Here is a 19,419-nt window from a genome sequence, read left to right on the forward strand (position 1 = left end):
TCGGCCTGCGCCCGCCTCCTGGATGCCCCCCGCACCAGCAGTTCGGCGAGCCGATCGTGGTGGTGTGGGACTACTGCAACACGCACGTCACCGCACCATGCGCGAGCTGGTCGCCGCCCGATCATGGCCGGCCGCCTACCAGTTGCCGTGCCCTGGGCCCTCGACCTCGGCCCCGGCCATCGAGAGATCTCTAGAGCAGCGCCTTGACCTGTGCCGCCGTCAGTGCTCGCTGGAAGACCTGGACCTGTTTGATCGAGCCGGGGAACCAGTCGGCGGGGGTGCCGGCGGTGGTGGCGCGGCCGATGAGGAGGGGGCCGTGGGCTGCGACGGGGTTGCTGTCGTTGATGCCGGCCTCCTGGACGCCGTCGACGTACAGGAGGAGCTGGTTGCGCAGGCCCTCGTAGACGCCGACCAGATGGGTCCAGACGTCCGGCTTCGGGACGGTGAACGACAGGGCGCGCAGGTCGGGGCGGGCGAACGCCCAGCGGTTCTCGGCGGCCGAGTACTGGAGGTAGAAGCCGCTGACGTCACCCGCGTCCTGGCTGACGGCGGTCGCGAAGGACGACGGCACCTTGCTCAGGGCCACCCACGCCGAGACGGTGAAGCTGCGGCCCTTCGCGGTCCGCAGCACCGGCCCCGCGGTCGCGATCTGGCTGGTGCCGCCGTCGAACAGCGCCGCCCCGTCCTTGCCCCGGCCCCACCCCACCGCGGTGGCCGCGCCGTCGTACCGGCCGGCGTCGTCGGCGGCGACCGCCCCCGACGTCTCGTCCAGCGGCCAGGCATCCAGCGGCGAGGGGACGGAGACGGAACCCGGACCGACCCGGTGCTGCGGGGACCTGGCCTCGCCCCGGTTGACCAGGTGCGCGACCGGGACGGCCGCGACCGCGGCGACGGCCAGCGCTCCCCCGGAGACGAGCAGGGTACGGCACCGGCGGCTCGTGCCCGGGTTCCGGCGGTAGGGCACCGGCTGTGGCGCCGGGGCGAGCCTCGTGACCGGACGGGTGGGGGCAACGGGCTGCGGGACCGGGCGCGTGAGGTCCGCCCGGGGATCGCCTGCGGGTCTCGCGAGGAAGGCGGTGGCATCCGCCGCCGGCCCGATCCGGGCCAGGATCTCGCGCGGGGTGGGCCGTGCGGCCGGATCCTTCACCAGGCAGTCCGCGACGAGGGACGCGAGGGCCGGGTCGGTGACGGCGGTGATGTCGGGGTCGTCGTGGACGACGCGGTAGAGCAGGGCCGGGGTGGGCCCGTCGCCGAACGGGTTGCCGCCCGTGGCCGCGAACGCCAGCACCGCACCGAGCGAGAACACGTCGCTCGCACCGGTCACCTCGCTGCCCGCGACCTGCTCCGGCGACATGAAACCGGGCGAGCCGACCATGAGCCCCGCCTGCGTGATCGTCGCGGACTCCACGCTCCGCGCGATACCGAAGTCGATGACCCGCGGGCCGTCCTCCGCGAGCAGCACGTTCGACGGCTTGAGGTCCCTGTGCACCAGCTGCGCCGCATGGATCGACGTGAGCGCCTCCGCCAGCCCGGCGGCGAGATCGAGCACGGTGGCGGCGGGCAGCGGCCCCCGCTCGGCGACCGCGTCCTGGAGGGAGGGCCCCGCGATGTAGCTGGTGACGAGCCAGGGCAGCGGGGCGTCCGGATCGGCGTCCACGACCGGTGCGGTGAAGGCACCGCTCACCTTGCGCGCGGCTTCCACCTCGCGCCGGAACCTCGATCTGAACTCCGGTTGTCCCGCGACCAGTTCGGCATGGACCACTTTCACGGCAACGGGCCGGCCGCCCGGCGAACGGCCGAGGAAGACCCGGCCCATCCCGCCCGCGCCGAGCCGCCTCAGCAGCTGGTAATCGCCGACGGACCGCGGATCGCCGGGCTCCAGAGCTGCCACGATCCCTCCCGCACCGCTGACTCCCGAAGACCCGGTCAGCATAGGACCGCCGACAGCGGTGGTTGGCCGATTCCGGTTCCCCCGGGGCAAGTTGCCCCCGGGTCTGCCCTTGCGGCCATGCGCTCCGCTGGAGCAGCCGCGAAATGCCGTCGGTCGGCTGCGGGTTCGTTGTGGCTGGTCGCGCAGTTCCCCGCGCCCCTCAAGGGGCACGTGTTCCCCCCGTCGGCTGACAGTGACGCCTTGGCCGCTCGGGCCCACCCGGCGGTAGCCGCACCTCAATACAGCCCCGCGCCGCTCGCTGGGCGCGTCACACCGACGCGACGAAAACGTCCCAGGCGGCTCGACCGAGGAGCAGGACCGGACCGTCGGGGGTCTTGCTGTCACGGACGGGGACGGCGGAAGAGGTGAACTCGGGGGCGGCTTCGAGGCAGTTGCCGCCGTTGGCGTCGCTGTGGCTGCTCTTGATCCAGGTCGCGGCTCTGAGCTCGTGCCTGTCCATAGTGCTCGTACCCTTCCATCGCGTCGCTGATCAGGGCGGCGGACTCGGGCGCTGACAGCGCGTCGGCCCTGAGCACATCATAGGTCTGGCTGTGCCGTGCGAAGACGGTCGGATCGTCGTTGAAATGGCCCCGGTCGAGCGACTCCGAGTACACGAAGTCCCGCCCGTCCGGCAGCTTGATCAGCGACATGGAGGCACTGGGGCGTACGAGTGCACGATGGGCCGGAGCAACCTGGATCCGGACATTCGGGCGGCGACCGACCTGCAGCAGATGAGCGCACTGGTCCCGCATGATCGCCGCGTTCCCGACGAGGTTGCGCAGACAACTCTCGTCCAAGACCGCGACGTAGAGCGGGCCGCCGACTACGAAGTACCGCTGCTGTCGGCTCAGTCGGGCCCGCACCCGGTCCTCCAGTTCGGTGCCGTCCGACTGACGGGACAGCATCGCCTCGGCGTACTCGGGCGTCTGCAGCATCCCCGGCACCACCCGCTCCTGGTACTCCCGCAGAGAGACGGCCTCCGCATCCATCTCGGCGCGCCGCCTGAACCAATCCGGATGCTCCACCTGCGGGTACCAGTCGACGAGCCCCCACAGCCGCCCCAACGCACCGCCGGTTCCCAGTACTTCGTCGGCCCTCTTCGCGAACGCGTCCTGCGGTACGCGGGTGCCCGCCTCCACTCTGGCCACCAGCGACCGGTCGCAGAAGAGCTGCTTGGCCAGAGCATCCTGCGTGAGGAGCGCGGCCTCGCGGTAGTGCCGCAGCAGCTCCCCGAAAATCGCGGCGTTGGTGGTCACTCGCCTCGCCCCCTCCGTGACAGGCGCCCCGTGGCACACGCCCGGCATTGATACCGGCCATTCCCCTCCGCCACGCTCTATACACCCAGAGTCACGACATCACGCCGGAGCGCACATGACCGAACACCCCGAAAACGGGATCGAGACGGGAACGGTCGTCTACGACCTCCGTACGGACAGGGTCGGCGAGTACCGCGGCAGCGTGGGCCCGTACGCCCTGCTCCGTCCCCTCGGTGGCGGGCGGGAGTGGGAGGCGAGAGCGGAGTCGGTGCGGCCGGCCACCGCGGAGGAGCGGCTGAGTGCCGAGGTACGGGCGGTCAACCGCCGTTCCAGCACGCTCAGTCACCCCGTGCTGGACACCCCCGCCCCGGAGCCGGTCCCCGGCTGCGCCACCTGCGCGGAGTTCGCCGCACGGCGGAAGGCGGCCGAGGCGGGCTTCGACGCGAGCGCGGTGACCGACGTCGTCGTACTACTGCGCAGGCACCTGCGCCGGGACCACTGGGCGAGCGTCCGGTAGCCGACCGTCAGCAGGGGGCGTCCGGCAGGTGCTCCTGCGCCCACTCCCGCAACGCCTTCAGCGACGGTTCCAGCGCGGCGCCCGACGCGGTGAGCCGGTACGAGACACGCAGCGGCGGGCCCTCGTCGACCTCGCGGACCACGAGTCCCGCCGCGGCCAGTTCGGCGAGGCGGTCGGAGAGCATGCGCTCGCTGATACCGGGGACGGCGCGGCGCAGGCTGGCGAAGTGGGTGGGCTGATCCAGCAGGACGGACAGGATCGGCCCGTTCCAGCGCTTGCCGAGCACCTGGAAGACGCGCGTGATGCCGTCGTCGACACCCTTGCACGCTTCCGGGTCATGGACCTGCTCCACCGCCATGGCATCAGGGTACAGTCACACCAAAAGGAAGGAGCTGCAAAAAAGTAAGCACCTGTGTTATCTATAGCTGAGTACGAATTCTCAGCCCCGCGGCTCCTGCCCCGGGCCCGTGTATCCGGAGACCTCTCATGGCCACACTTCTCCACATCGACTCGTCCCTCCTCCCCGGCGGGGCCTCCTCCTCCCGTGCCGTCACCGACGCCTTCCGCACGGCCTGGCTGGCGCAGCACCCCGACGGCCGGGTGATCTACCGCGACCTGGCGGCGGACCCCGTACCGCACCTGACCGCGGCCGCCCACACCGCCGGTTTCGCCGACCCCGCCTCCCACACCCCCGAGCAGGCGGACGCCTTCGCGGCCCGGCTGAAGCTGATCGAGGAGCTGGAGCAGGCGGACGCGCTGCTCATAGGCGCCCCGATGTACAACTTCACGATCCCGTCGACGCTGAAGGCCTGGCTGGACAACGTGGTCCTGTTCGGCCGCACGATGGGCGAGACGCCGTCCGCCAAGGGCACGCCGGTCACCGTCGTCGCCAGCCGCGGCGGCTCGTACGCGCCGGGCACCCCGCGGGAGCCGTTCGAGTACGTCCAGAACTACCTGACCGCGGTGCTCTCCGACGGCCTCGGCCTGGACGTCGACTTCATCGTGCCGGAGCTGACGATGGCCCCGCAGAACCCGGCGATGGCCGAGCTCGTGCCGCTCTACGAGGCCTCCCGCGACCGTGCCCTCCAGGACGCGGCCAGCAAGGCGAAGGAGCTGGCGGCCCGACTCGCCGCGTGACGTGAGCACCGGCCCCAGGGCCGGTTGCGCCGATCGGACCAGCACCGCGTGCGGGCCCTGCGGCGGGCGGTTGTGATGGACGCGTTCTGACGTCCAGACACCTTGGAGACAGTCATGCGCATTCGTTCTCTCGCCGTCACCGGTGCCCTCGCCGCCGCCCTCGCCCTCGGTGGCGCCACCGCCGCGTTCGCCGACAACGGCGCCGACGCCACCGGTACCGCGTCCAACAGCCCGGGCGTGCTGTCGGGCAACGTCATCGAGGTCCCGGTGCACATCCCGGTGAACGTCTGCGGCGACAGCGTCGACGTCATCGGCCTGCTGAACCCGGCGGCGGCCAACGCCTGCACCAACGGCTGACCCGAGCCCGCCCGTCGCGGGTATCGTCCGAGGAGTTCCGGAGGCATCACGCCTGCGGAACTCCTCGTATGCGTGCAGGTTGTACGCCGGTGAGCCGCCCGAAGCGGACAGTGCGCCCCTGGGCCGCACCGGGAGCGATCCCGACACTTACCTCGTATGACGACTGCTCCCGCCGGTTCCACCACCAGCATCGCGCCCGAGTACGGCGACCGGGTCATCGCCGTGGAGGCGGCGGGCTCGGAACCGATCCCCGACGCCGAACGCCACGGCAGCCCGCTCCAGTTGCTCTGGACCTGGGCCTCCCCCAACATCGAGTTCGCGACCGTCTACATCGGCGTGATCGCGGTCCTCTTCTTCGGCCTGGACTTCTGGACGGCGACCGCCGCGATCCTGCTGGGCACCGCGATCGGCGCGGTCACCCAGGGCGTGCTCTCGCTGGACGGCCCCCGGTTCGGGGTACCGCAGATGGTGATCGGCCGCTTCTCCTTCGGCTTCCTCGGCAACATCCTGCCCTCCGCCGCCAACGGCCTGCTCGCGGGCGTCGGATGGTTCGCGGTGAACAGCGTCAGCGCCGCCTTCGCCCTGAACACACTGACCGGCCTGCGTCCCCTGCCCTCCCTCCTCCTCGTCGTGGTCGCCGAGATCCTCATCGGCTTCATCGGCCACAACTTCGTGCACACCTTCGAGAAGTACGCGTTCCCCGCGCTCGCGGTGATCTTCCTGCTGGCCGGGGTGTGGACCTTCAAGGACGCGGACCTCGGCGGGGGCGGCTCGGGCGGCGGCGTCGGCGGCTTCCTGCTCGCGTTCAGCGCGGCCTGGGGCTACGCGGCCGGCTGGAACCCGTACGCCACCGACTACTCCCGCTACCTGCCGCGCACCGCGGACAAGGCGAAGACCGTCCTGTGGCCGGCCGTCGGCCTGTTCGTGTCGGTCTCGATCGTCGCCGTCATCGGCGCGGCCTCCGCCACCATCATCGCCCCGAAGGACGCCACCCCGACCGCCGCCTTCACCGGCCACCTCCCCGGCTGGCTCGGCGACCTCGTCCTCCTCGCCATCATGCTCGGCGGCATCTCGGCGAACGCCCTCAACGTGTACTCCGGCGCGATCTCCATCGCCTCCTTCGGCCTGAAGCTCCCCGCCTGGCTGAGCCGCAGCGCCCTGGTCGTGGTGTCGGGCATCGCCGGCACGGCCGCCGCCTGGGCCTCGCTGGACGACGCGGGCGCGGCCTACGAGGCGTTCCTGCTCGTCATCGCCTACTGGGTGGCGCCCTGGCTGGGCGTCGTCCTGGTGGAGCGGTGGCTCCAGCGCCGTACCGCCACGGACGCGGAACTCTCCGCCCGCCTCACCGACCGCTCCTTCACCAACTGGCCCGGCCTCGCCGCCCTGCTGACCGGCGTGGCGGTCTCCGTCCCGCTCTTCTCCAACCAGGAGGACTACGTCGGCTACGTCCCGAAGCACTGGCCGTCCTTCGGCGACATCACCCCGCTGATCGGCTTCGCGGTCAGCGCCCTGCTGTACGCGGCCGTCCGGACCCTTCGTAAGCGCGCCCACTAGCGGCGCCCCGTAAGGGGCGCGGGAACCGCGCGACCGGCCCCCACCGGTCCGTACCCGACCGACGACCCCAATGCGGCCCCACCCGGCGGCGCCCTCAGTCGTCGTCCCGCAGCCGCCGCCAGATCCGGCTCCGGTGCAGCAGGAACAGCGACCCGACGACGGCGACCAGCTGGAGTCCCACGGCGAGCAGCCAGAACTCGTCGCGGGTCTCCAGCCGGTTCGTCAGGAACTCGAAGTTCATGCCGAAGAACCCGGTCAGGAACGACAGCGGCAGGAAGATCACCGACACGATGGCCAGCCGGTTGATCACGCCGTTCTGTTCGCCCGCGACCAGGGAGCCGTAGCTGGCGAAGGCCCGGCGGCTGGCGTCCTGGAGGGACTCGATGTCCGCGAGGACCAGGCGTGCGGCCCGCTGGAACTCCTGGGCGAGCCGCTGCCGCTCCACCGGGAAGTCGGGGCTCAGCATCCTGCGGGTGATCACCTCGTCGACCCCCTGGAGGTAGGGCAGCAGCGTGTGGTGCAGGACGGCGGAGTGGCGGCGCAGTTGGGACAGCCGGTAGATCTGCTCGGGGCGCCGCGCCTCGAACATGTCGTCCTCCAGCTCCTCCACCTGGAGCAGCGCCTGTACCGCGGCCCGCCGGAACGTCGAGAGCGCCTCCTGGAGCAGCAGGAACAGCGCGGCCACCGCGTCGCGCGGCCGCTCCCGCCGCACCAGTGCCCTGATGTCCCCCGCCAGGCCGGCCCGGCGGCCCCAGTGGACGACCACCAGGAAGGTCTCGGAGGCCAGGGCGTGCACGTGGTGGACCTGGCCGTCCCGGACCACCGGCACGACGAACCCGGCGGTGTCGCCCAGGAACTCGGCCCGCGGGGACCCGCCCGGCCGGCCGAACCACTCCAGGTCCTCGTCGTCGAGGCCGAGCTGCCGGACCACCGGCTCCTCGGCCGGGCCCTGTGCCGGGCCCTCGTCCTCCTCGGGCAGTTCGACGCCGAGGAGGAGGAACCGGTCCGTGGCGAGCCGGCGGCGTGCCTCCGGCACGGAGACCGTCGTCGTACCCCCGTCCGGCACCGACACCACCGTCACGATCATCGATCGCCCTCGCCGCAGATCCCGTCGCCCACGCTCCCAGCCTGCGTGCGGCCCGCGGTACGCGCACCCGCTGCCGCCGCCGACCAGGTGCGGGCCGTCCGGGCGAGGCGGCTGGCAGGTGGCTAGTGCCGCGGCAGGCAACGTTTGCCCGTCAAGGAACGGCGTCCGGTGCGTGCTCTCGGCGTCCCGGCCGGAAGTCCTCGTACTGGATATACTTGGGCTTTCGGCCGGTGCGGCGAGAGTGCGTGCCGGGCGTCGTGACGGGGCGAACGTTGCCTGTTGCGGCACTAGGCGCTCCGCCGGAAGTGCCGGGCCGGCTCGTCCGCAGCCTGCTGCGCCGTCGTGGCCGGCCGCGCGGTTCCCCACGCCCCTGCGGGGCGCGTGCCCCGCACCACCCGGTGCGCGCAGGTCGCCGTCAGGAGTTCGCCCAGCAGGTCCGGGTCGTCGATCTCCAGGCCGAGGAGGGACTCGATGCGTTCCAGGCGCTGGTAGAGGGACTGGCGGCCGATGTGCAGGAGGGCGGCGGTGCGGGTCGGGGAGCAGCCGTGCCGCAGGTGCACCTCCAGGGTGCGGACCAGGTCGCTGGGGTGGGCCGCCTCCCAGGCCAGCAGCGGGCCGAGGGTGTGCTGGACGAGCGCGGCGAGGCGGTCGCGGTTGGCGGCGATCCCGCCCCGGGTCAGCTCCCGTTCCAGGGCGAGGGCGCGGGCCGAGGTCACCGACGGGCCCTCCGGCACGGCCGGTTCGGCGGGCGGGACGGTCAGCGCGAGTTCGAGGGTGGTGCGGGCCGCGCGCAGCGTCTCGCTCCAGTGCAGCCAGCCGCCGGGGCCGACCGCGTGGCCGACGGCGACCGTGGCCCCTGCCTCGGCGGCACCCCGGAACGCCTCCTGCACGGCCCGCACGGGATCGCCGACGACCGCGGCCGGTACCGCGAGCAACGCCAGGACGTCCCCGGGGAACGCGGCCCGCAGTACTCCGGCCCCGCCCAGCGTCCGGGCCGCCCGGTCCACCGCGCCCACGCCCCGGCTGCCGTGCAGCGAGACGCCGAGCAGCCGGGCACCGGGGCCGGGGTGGAACCCGGCGAGGGCGGCCCGCGCCTCCACCTCGGGCTGGTTGAGGGCCTGTCCGTCGGCGAGGTCGGCGAGGAGCGCCGCCGCGTGGTCGTCGCCCCAGGGCCGGACGGCCGTACGGCGGCCGGACAGGCCGCGGGTCACGATCGCGCGGTTGGCGGCCTCGGTGATCCGCACGAAGGGCACCACCCGGTGCAGGGCGAGCAGCGGCAGGCCGAGCCGGTCCGCCTCGTCGGTCACCTCGGGCGGCATGCCGGGCAGCGCGCGCCCGACCTCCACCGCGAGCCCGGCCGCCCCGCGCGCCGCCAGCTCCCGCACGTACCGGCGGCGGACCTCGTCACCGGCGTCGGTCAGTCCGAAGCCGTTGGTGAGGAGGAGTTCCCCGCCGTCGAGGAAGTTGGCGCCCTCGTAGACCTCGCTGGAGTGCACCCAGCGGACGGGGCGGTCCAGGGCGTCCTCTCCGGCGAGCAGTTCGGGGCGGGCCGCCCGCACCGGGTCGAGGGCCAGGACTTCGCGGAGGGTGAGTGCGGGCACGGCGACCTCCAGGGGACGAACACGGCCGCTGACATTTCGTCCGGCCGGGGGTTGCCCGGAGGCTACTTTCCGCACGTTGCCCTCGTGTTTCGGCCACGGGAGAGTGTCGTCATGGACGATCTGCAAGCCCGTACCGCCCGTAGCCGGCTCGCCACCGCCGTCGCCGAGGCCCGTGCGGGGCTCGCCGAGGGGGGCATCCCGATCGGTGCCGCGCTCTACGGCGCCGACGGCGCGCTGCTCGGCCGCGGGCACAACCGGCGGGTGCAGGACGACGACCCGTCCATGCACGCGGAGACGGCCGCCTTCCGCGCGGCGGGCCGGCAGCGGTCGTACCGGGGCACCACCATGGTGACGACCCTGTCGCCCTGCTGGTACTGCTCGGGTCTGGTCCGCCAGTTCGGCATCTCCCGGGTCGTGATCGGCGAGGCGGTCACCTTCCACGGCGGCCACGAGTGGCTCGCCGAGCACGGTGTGGAGATCGTCCTGCTGGAGGACGCCGAGTGCGTCGCCCTGATGCACGACTTCATCGAGAACAACCCGGCTCTGTGGAATGAGGACATCGGTGAGTGAGCCCAGGCCCCGTATCCCCACCATCGATCTGCGCCCCTGGCTGGACGGTGACCCGGCGGCCCGTGAGGACCTCGCCCGGACCGTCGACTCCGCCCTGCGGACCGCCGGGTTCCTGCTCGTCACCGGGCACGGGGTCGACGCGGAGCTGCGCACCGCCGTCCGGGAAGCCGCGCGCCGTTTCTTCGCCCTCCCCGACGAGGTCAAGCGGGCGTACGAGGCGAAGGTCGGCGGGCGCGGCTGGCTCGGGCCCGGCGCGGAGGCCAACGGCTACTCGGAGGGCACCGAGACCCCGCCCGACCTGAAGGAGTCGCTGACCTTCGCGACCCACGAGCCGTTCGAGGACCCGGTGGTCAACGCGGAGTGGTACGCGCCCAATGTGTGGCCGGCCGAGGTACCGGAGCTGCGCACGCTCTGCGAGGAGTACCTGGACCGGATGGCCGACCTGGAGAAGGAGCTGCTGTCCCTGCTCGGGTACGCGCTCGGGCTCGAACGGGACTTCTTCTCCCGGCACATGGACCATCCGACGTACGGCTTCAACATCAACTGGTACCCGGGCACCGACGTGGTCGGCGAGCCCGAGCCGGGACAGTTCCGGATCGGGCCGCACACCGACTTCGGGACGGTGACCATCCTGGACCGGCAGGCCGGCAAGGGCGGGCTGCAGGTGTACACCGACGAGGGCGGGTGGGAGGACGCGCCCTTCGACCCGGCCGCCTTCACCATCAACATCGGTGATCTGATGGCCCGTTGGACCGGTGACCGGTGGCGGTCGGGCCGGCACCGGGTGCTGCCGCCGCCCACGGACGCGCCCGCCGAGGAGCTGATGTCCCTCGTCTACTTCGGCGAGTGCACCCCGGGCACCACCGTCGAGTCCGTCCCGGCGCCGGTCGGCAGGGTCGCGTACCCGCCCGTCGACTCGCACGTCTACCTGCGGGAGAAGCTGGACTCCATCACCGTCGGCTGATCTCACAGCGTCAGGATTCGTGACCCAACAGTCATCATGCGATCTGGCCTGAAGCAACTCCCCCTTCCTACACTTGCGTTGAGGGGGGACTGCCTTGCACAGACGGCTGCACGGGCGCGGGGCGCTGTTCGACGTCGAGCCGGCCGGGCTCGTGCCGAGAATCGTCGGCTTACGGCCGTACCAGCATCGTGCCCTTCCCCTCGAACACCCCGGTGAGCTGCCGTTCGTCGTGCTGACCGGGGCGCGGGGGCTCGGCAAGAGCGCGGTGCTCGGCGAGCTGCGGGACGCGTACAAGGGGCACACCCCGGTCGCGTTCGCCGACTGCGCGGAGGCGCAGTTCGCGGGGCCGCCGCCGGAGCGGCCCGCGGAGTCCTGGTCGCCGGTCGCGCAGGCGCTCCTGGTCGTCGCCGAGCAGCTCGCCGAACCGGTCACCGGCGCCGGGCGCATCACCTTCCCGCGGCTGATGTCCGGTCTGGTCGCGGTGGCGGCCGGCGGCTGGGGCGACGCGGACTCGGAGCGGATCCGGCGCGAGGTGGAGCGGATCCTGCTGCTGAACGAGAGCGGCTCGTGGATCAGCGGCTTCGCCGGGCGGTGGGCCGGGAAGGTGGCGGCGAAGGTGGTCGCCGCCGCGACCGGGACCGGGCCGCTGGTCTCCGGCGCCATCGAGGCCACCCTGGAGTCGGTCGCCGAGGGCTTCGCCAGCCGCCGCCACCAGAAGGCGTCGGTCTGGTACCGGACGTACCCGAACGCGGGCGGGCACGCCCAGCGCGGGCTGATCCTGCTCTCCGGGCACTTCCGCGCGGGCGGCACCTCCCGCGAGCACGCCGAGCGGTACCTCGTGCGGGCGCTGCTCGCCGACCTGACCGAGGCGTACGCGGGCGTGCTGCCGCGGATGCAGCGGCTCGGCCGGCCGCTGGTGCTCGTCGACAACGTCCAGACCGGGCCGGGGCCCGGCCTGCTGGACGCGGTGCTCAGGGACCGCGCCGAGGGCATCGCCGACCAGGTGGCCTTCGTCGCCGGACTGCGCGGCGACGGCCGGGAGCTGCTGCGCGGCGGGACCCGGCGGGAGCTGGCCGGGGTCGCCCGGCGCAGCGAGTGGACGCCGGACCCGGCCGTCCCCTCCTCGCGGGCGCTGCTGGTCGCGCTTCCGCCGCTGACCCCCGACGACACCCTGCACCTGGTCGGCGCCCCGGCCGCGCCGCAGCTCCCGCACGCCGTGCACCGGCTGACCCGCGGCAACCCGCTGGGCATCGCCCTGCTCGCCGAGGCCGCGGCGCAGCACCCGGAGCGGGCCGGATCGCTGGCCGACCTGCTGACCGCCGACGTACGGCCGGTCGAGGACGGCCCCGCCGCCCCCGCCTACCTCCGGCTCCTCGACCGGCTGGTCCCCGCCGACCGCCTCGACGAGCTGACCGTCCTCGCCGCCGCCCACGACCACGACTCGGCGTGCGCGCTGGCCGCCGCCCTGCTCCCGGACGACTTCGGCCCGGCCGACGTACGCGCCCTGCAGAACCGGCTGGCCGAGGAGGGACTGCCCACCGTGCCCGGCCAGTTCGTCGGGGACCCCTTCGTGCGGACCCTGCTGCTGCTCCGGCTGCACCTGCGGGACGCCGACCACAGTGGCTGGCGCACCGCCCACGAGACGCTGGTCGCGTACTACACCGAGGACCGGCCGGACGCGCACGCCCGCTTCCGGCTCCACCACCAACTGGCCCTGGGCCGGACCGGACCGGCCGTCACCCACCTGCGCGACAGCTTCCCGGTCCTGGACACCCGCGGCTGGCTGCACACCCTGCGGTTCGTCGCCGCCGCGCCCTACTTCCACGCCCACGACGCCGAGGGCCGCGACTTCAGCGGCCCCGGCGACCGGCGGGCGGCGGTGGCGCTCGGCCGCACCGACGCCCAGCAGCGGGTGCCGGACGGCGTGGACGGCGTACTGCACCTGCGGATACGGCGGTTGCTGCACGCGGTGTGGCTGCTGACCGACCCGCTGGTGCTGCCCGACCCGAAGGTCGCCGACCGGCTGCGCTTCGAGCTGGAGCAGCTCTCCAACCTGCGGCCGGCCGGCAACGCGCTGCTGTGGCGGGCCTCCCGGGACTGGCCGGCGGCCGCGCTGGCGGGACGTCCGCCGGCGGAGGACGGGGACGACGAGGGTGACGCGGGCGACGACGAGCGGAGCGGGGTGGCGTGATGGCGGGGCGGGGCGTGGGCACGTGGTTGCGTGAGGGCGTCTGGGAGATTCCGCTCCGCCGCTATCTGGCCCTGCTGGTGACGGCCGCGGTGATCGCCGGGCTGGTCGTCGGGGTGCGGGCGGTCGCGCACGACGACCGGTCCTGCGCGCCCGGGGTGGCCCGCCCCGAGGGCAGCGACGAGTGCGTGGGCGTGGCGACGGCCGCATACGACTTCGGGCATCCGCAGCTGCGGAACACCGTGGAGGCGATCGCCCGGGAGAACGCCCGCCTGAAGCCCGGGAGTTACGTGACCGTCGCGGTGATGCTGCCGTACACGGCGACGGCCGCGGCCAGCCTCGCCGACATCGAGCACGAGCTCCAGGGCGCCTACCTCGCCCAGTACCAGGCCAACCACGACTCCAACGGCCAGTCCCCGGCGATCCGGCTGGTGCTGGCCAACCCCGGGGCGACCAGCCAGTACTGGCAGCGGATGGTCACGCAGCTGGCGGGCATGACCGGCGGCACGGACCGGCTGCGGGCGGTCGCCGGGGTCGGGCAGAGCACCGACGACAACAAGAGGGCCGTCAGGGAGCTGACCCGGCTGGGCATCCCGGTGGTCGGCTCGTCGATCACCGCCGACGACCTCGCCAACGGGCGGGGCGGCAAGGACCCCTACCCCGGCCTGGCCCGGGTCTCCCCCACCAACACCGACGAGGCCCGCGCCCTCGCCTCCTTCGCGAAGGTGAGCGCGGGCCGGGCGCTGCTCGTCTACGACAAGCCGGGCGACCCGTACACGCGCACGCTCCAGACGTCGTTCGCGGCGCTGATCAAGGGCTCGCCGTACGAACCGCAGCCGTTCACGCCGCCGGCCGACCGCAGCCAGGAGGGGACGACCGCGAACACCTTCCGGCAGATCACCAACCTGGTCTGCGACACCTCGCGGACGACGGACACGATCCTGTTCGCCGGGCGCCACACCCAGCTGCGGCAGTTCATCAACGCGCTGGGCGGACGGGGCTGCCAGGACCGGAAGTTCACGGTGCTGACCGGGGACGAGGGCTCGTACCTGACCGGGGAGGCGAATCTGGACCGCAGCGCCCTGCGGCACAACCTCTCCGTCCGCTACACCGCCCTCGCCCATCCGGACGCGTGGGGCAGGGAAAGTCCGAGGACGGGCGGTTCCGCGGCGGACATGGCGACGCTCACCGCGCTGCTGAGGAGCGCGGCGAAGGCGCCGGTGGGGCCGATCGGGCCGGTCGCCCTGGAGGACGGGCAGCTGATCATCGGCTACGACGCGACGCGGCTCGCGGTGCACGGCATTCGCGAGGCGGTGCCGGCGGGGAGGTCGGTGCCGGCGCTGGCCGACGTGGGGTTGCAGTGGCCGCAGGTGAAGGGGTCGCTGCGGGTGGACGGGGCGAGCGGGTGGATCTGCCTGGACGCGCACGGGAATCCGTACGACAAGGCGGTGCCGATCGTCGAGCTGCGGCCGGAGGGCGGGTCCAGGTTCGTGACCATCGCGTGGCCGGAGGGGAAGCCGCCGAGTGGGGAGTGTCTGCCGCCGTCGTAGGCGGGTGCGGCTGGGTGGAGGCTGGTCGCGCCCACGCGGCGGAGCCGCATAGGGACACAGCCCCGCGCCCCTGAGCGCCCGGCGCCTCGTTCTCACCCCATGGAGTCGATCAACCGTTCGAACCTGTTGCGCCAGCCTTGTTCCGTCTCCACCTCGCCCTTGAACTCGTGGGTGAAGCGCAGGGCGCTGCCGGTGTCCCCGTCGCGCTCCAGGTGGAAGCGGATTCTGCCGCCGCCCTCCACCGTGTACTCGGCGATGCGGTCGACGTCCCAGGCGGTGACCGTGCCCGTGCCCAGGTCACCGAGGGTGACCGTACCGCCCAGTCTCGGTTGCAGGACGTCGGCCGGGGTGAACCAGGCGGCCAGCCCCTCCGCGGTGGCGAGGCTCGGCCAGACCTGGTGCGGCGCTTTGGGGAGGCGCACGAGGAAGTGGAGGATGTGCGTTCTCCCGTGGGTCTGACTGGTGCCCTGCTCTATGGAACCGGTCATGACACCAGTGTCGCCCCTGGCGGGGTCAGACGCCCGCGTAGGAGTGCTTGCCGGTGACGAAGATGTTGACGCCGTAGTAGTTGAAGAGCCAGCAGCCGAAGGCGATCATCGCCAGGTAGGCGGCCTTGCGGCCCTTCCAGCCGGCGGTGGCGCGGGCGTGCAGGTAGCAGGCGTAGGCGACCCAGGTGATGAAGGACCAGGTCTCCTTGGGGTCCCAGTTCCAGTACCGGCCCCAGGCGCTGCCGGCCCAGATCGCGCCCGCGATGATCGTGAAGGTCCACAGCGGGAAGACCGCCGCGTTGACGCGGTAGGCGAACTTGTCGAGGGACGCTGAGGCGGGCAGGCGCTCCAGGACCGAGGTGGCGAAGCTGCCGGGCTTGCCGCCGTTCTCCAGCTTGCTCTCGTAGGCGTCCTTGAAGAGGTAGAGGATCGTGGCCACCGCGCCGACGTAGAAGACCGCGCCGCAGAAGATCGCCGTCGAGACGTGGATGTACAGCCAGTACGAGTGCAGGGCCGGGACCAGCGGCTCGCTCGCCGTGTAGAGGACGGTGACCGCGAGGCCGAGGTCGAGCAGGACCGTGGTGATCAGGAAGAGGCCGAGCCAGCGCACGTTCTTCTTCAGGGCGAGGAGCGTCAGGTAGACGGCGACCGCGACCGTGGAGAACGTGATGTTGAACTCGTACATGTTGCCCCACGGCGCCCGCTGCACGGAGGCCGCGCGGGTGGCCACGCCCGCCAGCTCCACGAGGAAGGCGAGGACCGTGAGGGAGATCGCGATCCGGCCGTAGAGGTCGCCCTGCTCGTCGCCGCCGTGCGCGCCGGGCCCGTCCGGCACGTCCCGCGAGCCCGCCGAGGAGCGGACCACGACCTGCGGGCGCTCCAGCACGGCGGTGCCGCCAGCCTTCTTGACCGTCACGGCGGGCGCCTTCTTCGCCGCCGCGTCGGTGGTGAGCGCGTTGGCGGTGCGCGCGACCCGGCTGCGGCTGCCGAGCAGCCACTCGAAGATGTAGGCGAAGAAGGCCAGCGTGTAGACGGCCATCGAGGAGTAGATGAGCGTGTTGCTCATGCTCGCGAGATGCTCGTTGGTCGCGGCGAGCGTGGTCACGGCTGGGGAAGTCATCGCTTCTCAGGCCCTTCGGCAGGTACGACTTCGGGGTTGGGGGATGTGACGGGTTCGTCGTCTTGGGCGTCGGGGGCCCCCGGCGCCTGGTCGTAGAGGATGCCCGCGAGGTCGCCCAGTTCCTCCGGCACCTTCGCGGACTCGCTGCGGCCCAGCCCGGCCATCTCCACCACGGTGACGCCGTCGGGACCCTGCACCGCGCGCACCCACACGCGGCGGCGCTGGATGAACAGCGAGGCGGCCAGGCCGAAGATCGCGGCGAGCGCGCCGCCCAGCGCCCAGCCGCTGCCGGGCTCCTGGACGATCTCGAAGCCGGCCCATTCCTTGACGTCCTTCTCGAACGTCACGGACCCGGCGCCGTTCGGCAGCTGCATGGTCTGGCCGGGCTTCAGGTTGTCCCGGAACTGCGCGCCCCTGGAGTCCTTGAACTCCTTCATGTGCGTCTTGTCGAGCTGGTACACGCTCTGCGGGATGCCCGCGTTGACGCCCAGGTCGCCGTGGTACGGCGTCAGGTTGAGCACCGGGTTGTCGAGCGCCGGGAAGCTGGAGAGCACCGAGGAACCGCCGCCGTAGGTCGGCAGGAAGAACAGCGAGATGCCGAGCTGCTCGCTGACGCCCTTGGCGTCCTGGTAGCCGTCCATCACCTTCACCACGCCCTGGGAGGTGACGTTGCTGTCGAGCGGGAGCAGCGGGACGGCGTCGCGGTAGACGACCTTGCCCTTGCTGTCGCGGACCGTGATGACGGGCGCGTAGCCGTGGCTGACGAGGTAGACCTTGGCGTCGTCGATGTGCAGCGGCTCGTTCACCTTGACGGTGGTCCGCTTCGACTTGCCGTAGGCGCCCACGCTGTAGTCGACGTCCGCGGCGAAGGAGACCGCCGTGCCCTTGCTGGGGCCGCTGGTCTGGTAGGTGGCGTGGAAGTTCTTCAGGTCGAAGCTGAACGGCACCAGGTCGTCGGTGCTGAACATGGAGCCGGACTTGAAGTCGTCGTACTGGAGGATCGAGTTGGCGAACCCGTCGCCTTCGACGACCAGTTTGGTGCCGTCCGACTTGTACATCTGGCCGGAGGCGAAGGCGATCAGCAGCACGATCAGCGCGACGTGGAAGACCAGGTTGCCGAACTCACGGACGTAGCCCTTCTCGGCGGCGACCGCGTCCCCGGCGAGGTGCGACCGGAAGCGCCGCTTCTTCAGCAGCTTCAGCGCCGCCTCGCGGACCTCCTCCGGCTCGGCCGTGGTCCGCCAGGTCGTGTACGCCGGGAGCCGGTCCAGCCGCTTGGGGGCGCCCGGCGGACGGCCGCGCAGCTGGCCCACGAACTGCCAGGCGCGCGGGATGATGCAGCCGACGAGCGAGACGAACAGCAGGATGTAGATCGCCGAGAACCACACCGAGCTGTAGACGTGGAACAGGCCGAGCTTGTCGTAGACCGGTGCGAGCGTCTTGTGGGACTTCTGGAAGTCGGCGACCTTGTTGATGTCGGCGCCGGACTGCGGGATCAGCGAGCCGGGGATCGCGCCCAGCGACAGCAGCAGGAGCAGCAGCAGCGCGACCCGCATCGAGGTGAGCTGCCGCCAGAACCAGCGGGCCCAGCCGAGCACACCGAGGCCGGGGGCGATCGGCGGCTCCTCGACGGGGGCGGTGGAGAGCTGGGAGCCCGCCTCGCCGAGGTCCCGCTGGTCCTGCTCGCTGTTGTCGGTTTCGGTCTTGCTCATCGATCAGATCCCCACAGTGAAGCCGTCGGACCAGCCCTGCATCTCCTGCACGAGGCTGTCCCAGGCCCCGGTCAGCAACAGCACACCGGTCACGATCATCATCGTGCCGCCGATGCGCATCACCCAGACATAGTGGCGCTTGACCCAGCCGAAGGCGCCGAGCGCCTTGCGGAAGGCGACCGCGGTGAGCACGAAGGGGACACCGAGGCCGAGACAGTAGGCGACGGTCAGTATGGCGCCGCGGCCGGCGCTGCCCTGCTGGGAGGACAGGACGATCACGGAGGAGAGCGTCGGGCCGATGCACGGCGTCCAGCCGATCCCGAACAGTGCGCCGAGTACCGGTGCCCCTATCAACCCGGCCACCGGCCGCTTGTGGAAGCGGAACTCGCGCTGGGTGAACCAGGGCATCAGGCCCATGAAGAAGACACCCATGGCGATCATCAGCACACCGAGCACCTTGCTCAGCCCGCTGGAGTGCTCCAGGAGTGTGGAACCGAAGTAGCCGAAAAGCGCACCGCCCGACACGAAGACGGCGGTGAAACCGAGCACGAACAGCGCGGCGCCCGTGGCCATCCGGCCACGCCGGGCGTCGGCGAGGTCGCTACCGGCGACCCCGGTGACGTACGAGAGGTAGCCGGGCACGAGGGGCAGCACGCACGGAGAGAAGAAGGACACGAGTCCGCCGAGCAGCGCGATCGGCAGGGCGACCAGCAGGGCGCCGTTGAGGACGGTCTCGTTCCGGCCGGTCTCCGCCGCGACCGTGAGGAGTGCGCTCACGTCACTTCTCCGCGACGACAGGCTTGATCATCTTCAGCAGGTTCTCCTCGCTGAGCGCCGCCAGAGAGCGCGCCGCGATCTTCCCCTGCCGGTCGAGTACCAGGGTGGAGGGGATCGCCTGCGGGTTGAGCGTGCCCTTCTTGAAGCGGAGCATCAGCTTGCCCGTCGGGTCGTACAGGCTCGGGTAGTCGATGCCGTTCTGCTTCTCGAAGGCGACCGCGGAACCGGTGCTGGTGTCACGGGTGTTGATGCCGACGAACTGGACGCCCTTGCTCGCGTACTCCTTGGCCACGGCGGCGAAGTTGGGCGCCTCGGCCCGGCAGGGGCTGCACCACGAGCCCCAGACGTTGATGACGACGACCTTGCCCTTGTAGTCCGCGACGTCCAGGGCGCTGCCGTCGATGGTCTTGCCGGACAGGTCGGGGGCCGCCGCGCGGTGGCCCTCCGCAACCGTGTCGATGCCGTCCTTGCCGGTGACGAAGTTGGTGTTGCCGCCTCCGCCGGAGGTGCCGCCGTTGCCGCACGCGGACAGGGTCAGGGCCGCCGCGGCGGCCATGGCGCCAAGCAGGACGGCGCGGCTACGGGTACTCATGTGAAAAGTTTCGCATGCC

At 72.0% G+C, this 19,419-nt stretch carries 18 protein-coding genes and 1 pseudogene; 8 read left to right on the forward strand and 11 right to left on the reverse strand.

The genetic code is table 11. The features are described 5' to 3' along the window. Window positions 1–190 precede the first annotated feature (190 nt). From BLW82_RS18255 to BLW82_RS18265, 3 genes and pseudogenes are all read right to left on the reverse strand, one after another. Window positions 191–1,891 carry a protein kinase domain-containing protein gene (locus BLW82_RS18255; RefSeq protein ID WP_093499817.1) on the reverse strand — a complete coding sequence of 567 codons (1,701 nt, stop codon included), beginning with the start codon at window positions 1,889–1,891 and terminating at the stop codon, window positions 191–193. A gap of 307 nt (window positions 1,892–2,198) precedes the next feature. Next, a pseudogene (locus BLW82_RS45510) lies at window positions 2,199–2,306 on the reverse strand (DUF397 domain-containing protein); the annotation flags it as partial. After that, the gene (locus tag BLW82_RS18265) at window positions 2,272–3,168 is read right to left on the reverse strand and encodes a helix-turn-helix domain-containing protein (RefSeq protein WP_371131498.1); all 897 of its coding nucleotides are present in this window, start codon (window positions 3,166–3,168) and stop codon (window positions 2,272–2,274) included. The gene BLW82_RS18265 and the pseudogene BLW82_RS45510, both read right to left, overlap by 35 nt. A 133-nt stretch (window positions 3,169–3,301) precedes the next feature. On the opposite strand from BLW82_RS18265, the gene BLW82_RS18270 reads away from it, so the two are divergent. Continuing rightward, window positions 3,302–3,703, forward strand: coding sequence for a hypothetical protein (locus BLW82_RS18270; RefSeq protein ID WP_093499823.1), 402 nt, complete (start codon window positions 3,302–3,304; stop codon window positions 3,701–3,703). A 7-nt stretch (window positions 3,704–3,710) separates the two neighbouring features. On the opposite strand, the gene BLW82_RS18275 is transcribed toward BLW82_RS18270, so the two are convergent. Beyond that, on the reverse strand, window positions 3,711–4,061 hold the full coding sequence (locus tag BLW82_RS18275; protein ID WP_093499825.1) for a winged helix-turn-helix transcriptional regulator: 351 nt from the start codon (window positions 4,059–4,061) through the stop codon (window positions 3,711–3,713). A gap of 128 nt (window positions 4,062–4,189) precedes the next feature. Here BLW82_RS18275 and BLW82_RS18280 point away from each other — a divergent pair, with 128 nt between their 5' ends. The 3 genes from BLW82_RS18280 to BLW82_RS18290 all read left to right on the forward strand — a co-directional run bounded on the left by BLW82_RS18280 (window position 4,190) and on the right by BLW82_RS18290 (window position 6,751). Continuing rightward, window positions 4,190–4,840 carry an FMN-dependent NADH-azoreductase gene (locus BLW82_RS18280; RefSeq protein WP_093499826.1) on the forward strand — a complete coding sequence of 217 codons (651 nt, stop codon included), beginning with the start codon at window positions 4,190–4,192 and terminating at the stop codon, window positions 4,838–4,840. Between the two features lie 114 nt (window positions 4,841–4,954). Next, the gene (locus tag BLW82_RS18285) at window positions 4,955–5,197 is read left to right on the forward strand and encodes a chaplin (RefSeq protein WP_093499828.1); all 243 of its coding nucleotides are present in this window, start codon (window positions 4,955–4,957) and stop codon (window positions 5,195–5,197) included. Between the two features lie 156 nt (window positions 5,198–5,353). Next, window positions 5,354–6,751, forward strand: a complete 1,398-nt coding sequence (locus BLW82_RS18290) for a purine-cytosine permease family protein (RefSeq protein WP_093499830.1) — start codon at window positions 5,354–5,356, stop codon at window positions 6,749–6,751. A gap of 94 nt (window positions 6,752–6,845) precedes the next feature. On the opposite strand, the gene BLW82_RS18295 is transcribed toward BLW82_RS18290, so the two are convergent. Together BLW82_RS18295 and BLW82_RS18300 are read right to left on the reverse strand one after the other, a co-directional pair. Then, complete coding sequence (locus BLW82_RS18295) at window positions 6,846–7,838, reverse strand: magnesium transporter CorA family protein (RefSeq protein ID WP_256215863.1); 993 nt, start codon at window positions 7,836–7,838, stop codon at window positions 6,846–6,848. Between the two features lie 287 nt (window positions 7,839–8,125). After that, complete coding sequence (locus tag BLW82_RS18300; protein WP_093499831.1) at window positions 8,126–9,439, reverse strand: PucR family transcriptional regulator; 1,314 nt, start codon at window positions 9,437–9,439, stop codon at window positions 8,126–8,128. Between the two features lie 111 nt (window positions 9,440–9,550). Between BLW82_RS18300 and BLW82_RS18305 the strand changes: the two genes are divergently transcribed. From BLW82_RS18305 to BLW82_RS18320, 4 genes are all read left to right on the forward strand, one after another. Continuing rightward, window positions 9,551–10,009, forward strand: coding sequence for a nucleoside deaminase (locus BLW82_RS18305; protein WP_093499833.1), 459 nt, complete (start codon window positions 9,551–9,553; stop codon window positions 10,007–10,009). Next, window positions 10,002–10,973 carry an isopenicillin N synthase family dioxygenase gene (locus BLW82_RS18310; RefSeq protein ID WP_256215864.1) on the forward strand — a complete coding sequence of 324 codons (972 nt, stop codon included), beginning with the start codon at window positions 10,002–10,004 and terminating at the stop codon, window positions 10,971–10,973. Before BLW82_RS18305 ends, BLW82_RS18310 begins: the two co-directional genes overlap by 8 nt. A 94-nt stretch (window positions 10,974–11,067) precedes the next feature. Beyond that, window positions 11,068–13,164, forward strand: a complete 2,097-nt coding sequence (locus BLW82_RS18315) for a hypothetical protein (RefSeq protein ID WP_093499837.1) — start codon at window positions 11,068–11,070, stop codon at window positions 13,162–13,164. Continuing rightward, window positions 13,164–14,711: a type 1 periplasmic-binding domain-containing protein gene (locus BLW82_RS18320; RefSeq protein WP_093499839.1), complete on the forward strand. Its 1,548-nt coding sequence runs from the start codon at window positions 13,164–13,166 to the stop codon at window positions 14,709–14,711. Before BLW82_RS18315 ends, BLW82_RS18320 begins: the two co-directional genes overlap by 1 nt. 92 nt (window positions 14,712–14,803) lie before the next feature. Here BLW82_RS18320 and BLW82_RS18325 read toward each other — a convergent pair whose 3' ends face one another. Genes BLW82_RS18325 through BLW82_RS18345 form a run of 5 tightly spaced genes read right to left on the reverse strand, consistent with a single transcriptional unit; the run spans window position 14,804 to window position 19,400 of the window. Next, complete coding sequence (locus BLW82_RS18325) at window positions 14,804–15,199, reverse strand: SRPBCC family protein (RefSeq protein WP_093499841.1); 396 nt, start codon at window positions 15,197–15,199, stop codon at window positions 14,804–14,806. Between the two features lie 25 nt (window positions 15,200–15,224). Beyond that, window positions 15,225–16,319 carry a c-type cytochrome biogenesis protein CcsB gene (ccsB, locus tag BLW82_RS18330; RefSeq protein WP_093499843.1) on the reverse strand — a complete coding sequence of 365 codons (1,095 nt, stop codon included), beginning with the start codon at window positions 16,317–16,319 and terminating at the stop codon, window positions 15,225–15,227. Next, the gene (locus BLW82_RS18335; protein WP_093499845.1) at window positions 16,316–18,031 is read right to left on the reverse strand and encodes a cytochrome c biogenesis protein ResB; all 1,716 of its coding nucleotides are present in this window, start codon (window positions 18,029–18,031) and stop codon (window positions 16,316–16,318) included. The genes ccsB and BLW82_RS18335 overlap by 4 nt, the downstream gene beginning before the upstream one ends. Window positions 18,032–18,034: 3 nt before the next feature. Then, the gene (locus BLW82_RS18340; protein ID WP_093499847.1) at window positions 18,035–18,808 is read right to left on the reverse strand and encodes a cytochrome c biogenesis CcdA family protein; all 774 of its coding nucleotides are present in this window, start codon (window positions 18,806–18,808) and stop codon (window positions 18,035–18,037) included. A 1-nt stretch (window position 18,809) separates the two neighbouring features. Next, window positions 18,810–19,400: a TlpA family protein disulfide reductase gene (locus BLW82_RS18345; protein WP_177232985.1), complete on the reverse strand. Its 591-nt coding sequence runs from the start codon at window positions 19,398–19,400 to the stop codon at window positions 18,810–18,812. Window positions 19,401–19,419: the final 19 nt, after the last annotated feature.

The sequence above is a fragment of the Streptomyces sp. Ag109_O5-10 genome, from assembly GCF_900105755.1.
Lineage (GTDB): Bacteria > Actinomycetota > Actinomycetes > Streptomycetales > Streptomycetaceae > Streptomyces.